This is a genomic window from Mobiluncus curtisii subsp. curtisii ATCC 35241 (assembly GCF_000146285.1).
In the GTDB taxonomy this organism is placed as follows: domain Bacteria; phylum Actinomycetota; class Actinomycetes; order Actinomycetales; family Actinomycetaceae; genus Mobiluncus; species Mobiluncus curtisii.
Genome location: NZ_GL385916.1, coordinates 1 through 1,983 on the forward strand (window position 1 = coordinate 1; position 1,983 = coordinate 1,983).

Below are 1,983 nucleotides of genomic sequence, written 5' to 3' on the forward strand. Positions count from 1 at the left end.
CCTTGACGGGTGCGACCGTGGATTCCAACGGGGTGCTCATTTCAGCTTCCGAGGACGGCGGCAGCCCGGTGGCGATTGGTTTCCGCGCAGCACGCTCCACGGGGAAGTATCAGTATTTTTGGCTCTACCGGGTCAAGTTCGCCCTGCCCACCGAAACCCTGGCAACTAAAGCCGACTCGATCACGTTCTCCACCCCGAGCATTGAGGGCACGATTCTGCGCCGCAACAAGCCAGACGCGAAGGGGCGTCATCCGTGGAAGGCCGAAGTCACCGAAGGTGGCACCGGGGTTAAGCCCGAGACGATCACGAACTGGTATGCACAGGTTTACGAACCCGCCAGCACCACATCTGAAGCCTAAGGAGCATGAGCCATGACAACCAAGAAGAAAACTGAATCAGTTGTTGACCCAGGGCGCTCCGCCACTGTCAGCATCGGCGGTACCGACTGCGAGCTTGTCTTGACGACGAAAGCCACGCGTCTGATCGCCGAGCGATACGGCGGGCTCGAACACCTGGGCAACGCCCTCGAAACTTCCGACGATCTGGGCAAAACATTGGGTGAGGTGATTTGGCTAATCACGCTGCTGGTCAACCAGTCCATCCAGATCCACAACCTGCGCCACCCAGACGACAAGCGCCCAGAGCTGAGCGAGGACGAGGTTGAACTACTCACCGTTCCCGCTGATCTGGCGGACTATCGCGGCGCGATCGCCGAAGCCCTCCAGCGCGGAACACGACGAGACATCCTTACCGAGCCAGCCCCAAAAGCACCACCGACGGACGAATAGTCGAGACCGATCAGGCTGTGTTCACGCGGCTGACCTACATTGGAATGGCCCACCTTCACCTATCACGCGTGGAAGTGGGTCTGACTGTCTTCGGAGAACTCCTCGACCTCGTGGACTGCTGGCGCATCGAAACCGGACGAGCTGAGCCGCTGCGTCAATGGTTCATCGACGACGTCATCCCGCCAGGGATTTAGTAATTTCGATGAGTCATGGGTGATTCGTTCACGAGACGATGGAATTCCTTACGTGCTGCATCTTCGATTTCGTCCCAAGTAAACAAATCCTTGAGGTACGTGCAGCGAGAAGTATTCGTCTCCATCTCAAGCATGGTTTTCAATACTTCCTTGTCGTTTTTTAGGAGTCCCAACGCTTCGAGGATCCATAGGCGAAGCTCAGGTCGACGAGTGAACGAATGGCTTTCCCAAACCTTTCGAGCCAAGAGTTCCTTATAGCTTCGCTTTACTTTGTTTCTCCTTGCAGTTTCAAAATCAAAGTATTCCTTCGATAGAAAAACTGACGTAGCGTGAGTCCGGATCGAGAACCACCAGCGGTTGTCGTCTTGTTGAGGGAAACACGTCTCGAAAGCATCAGCAAGCGGCGTAGGTCCATTTAGCTCAGCAAGCACAGCTCCGAAATCTTCTGCACTCATTCCCATAGGTTTCCCCTTCGTTTAGCAATTTGATCCCTTTTCATTATCCCTTCGAGGAGGTGACTTTGCCATGGCCGACTCCAGTTTTGGTTTGAAGATTGGGCTTGAGGGTGAGCGTGAGTTTAAGCGTGCGATTACGGATATTAACCGTGAGATGCGTGTGCTTGGCAGTGAGATGAAGCTTGTGGCGTCCTCGTTTGATAAGAACGACAAGTCTGCCGAAGCCTTCACGGCCCGTAACCAGGTGCTGGGCAAAGAGATTGAGGTGCAGAAAGCCAAGATCGAGACCCTACGCGCCGCACTCGAAAACTCCGCTACGAGCTTTGGTGAGAACGATTCGCGGACGAAGAATTGGCAGATCCAGCTCAACAACGCAGGCGCGGAGCTCAACCGGCTCGAAGGCGAACTCAAAGCCAACAACGACGCCCTCTCTGATTTCGGGAACGAGGCAGACGGTGCGGGCGACGATGCTAAAGACGCCGCCAAGGACGCAGGACGTCTTGAGGGCGCGGTGGATGATCTCGGTGACGAGATGGACACCACCAG

Annotated in this window: 4 protein-coding genes and 1 pseudogene; 4 read left to right on the top strand and 1 reads right to left on the bottom strand. The window is 55.5% G+C overall.

Annotation, left to right across the window (positions count from 1 at the left end; all coding sequences use genetic code 11):
- From HMPREF0574_RS09240 to HMPREF0574_RS09695, 3 genes are all read left to right on the top strand, one after another.
- Positions 1-359: major tail protein (locus tag HMPREF0574_RS09240; RefSeq protein ID WP_036325187.1), on the top strand; the 359-nt coding region annotated here is incomplete at its 5' end.
- Positions 360-371: 12 nt separating this feature from the next.
- Positions 372-788 (top strand): hypothetical protein, encoded by a 417-nt coding sequence (locus HMPREF0574_RS09245; RefSeq protein ID WP_004008481.1) that lies wholly within the window; start codon positions 372-374, stop codon positions 786-788.
- Positions 789-832: 44 nt separating this feature from the next.
- Positions 833-982, top strand: a complete 150-nt coding sequence (locus HMPREF0574_RS09695; RefSeq protein ID WP_004008482.1) for a hypothetical protein — start codon at positions 833-835, stop codon at positions 980-982.
- Here the strand turns inward: HMPREF0574_RS09695 and HMPREF0574_RS09250 are convergent.
- Positions 979-1,437 carry a hypothetical protein gene (locus tag HMPREF0574_RS09250; protein ID WP_236585807.1) on the bottom strand — a complete coding sequence of 153 codons (459 nt, stop codon included), beginning with the start codon at positions 1,435-1,437 and terminating at the stop codon, positions 979-981. The two genes, HMPREF0574_RS09695 and HMPREF0574_RS09250, sit on opposite strands and share 4 nt — an antisense overlap.
- Before the next feature lie 70 nt (positions 1,438-1,507).
- Between HMPREF0574_RS09250 and HMPREF0574_RS09255 the strand changes: the two are divergent.
- Positions 1,508-1,983: pseudogene (locus HMPREF0574_RS09255) on the top strand (phage tail protein); the annotation flags it as partial.

What these genes read in the sequence shown, in the direction of transcription:
- HMPREF0574_RS09245 (WP_004008481.1), top strand. Translation starts at nt 372, where the DNA reads ATGACAACCAAGAAGAAAACTGAATCAGTTGTTGACCCAGGGCGCTCC.
- HMPREF0574_RS09695 (WP_004008482.1), top strand. Translation starts at nt 833, where the DNA reads ATGGCCCACCTTCACCTATCACGCGTGGAAGTGGGTCTGACTGTCTTC.
- HMPREF0574_RS09250 (WP_236585807.1), bottom strand. Translation starts at nt 1,437, where the DNA reads ATGAGTGCAGAAGATTTCGGAGCTGTGCTTGCTGAGCTAAATGGACCT.